1 pseudogene is annotated in these 303 nt (G+C 77.6%); it reads right to left on the bottom strand.

The window, feature by feature from the left end:
• Positions 1 to 303: pseudogene (locus A4V12_RS24575) on the bottom strand (aspartate aminotransferase family protein); the annotation flags it as partial.

The following is a 303-nucleotide window of genomic DNA, read 5'->3' as shown; positions in this document are numbered from 1 at the left end:
GGTGTGGGGGTTGAGGAGGGTGGCTTTGAACCAGAGGCGCCCGCCCGCGCGGGCGGGGCCGAGGACGGCGTGGCGGCGGGTGAGGAGGGCGCGGGGGGTCTGGGCGACGGTGTGGGCGGGGGCGCCGGCGGGGCGGAAGAGGGCGGTGCTGAGGGTGGGGCGGGCGTACAGGTCGAGGCAGGGGTCGGTGTCGACCAGGTCGGCGAGGTGCTGGGCGGTGTCGCAGACGCGGTCGACGAGCCGGCCGAGGCCGGTGCGGCCGAGGGCGCGCAGGGTGACGGCGATCTTGAGGATGTCGGGGCG

The sequence above is a fragment of the Streptomyces noursei genome, assembly GCF_001646665.1.
GTDB classification, from domain to species: domain Bacteria; phylum Actinomycetota; class Actinomycetes; order Streptomycetales; family Streptomycetaceae; genus Streptomyces; species Streptomyces lavendulocolor.
The sequence above is the reverse complement of the archived record's forward strand: the minus strand, read 5'-3'. Positions and strand labels throughout refer to the sequence as shown.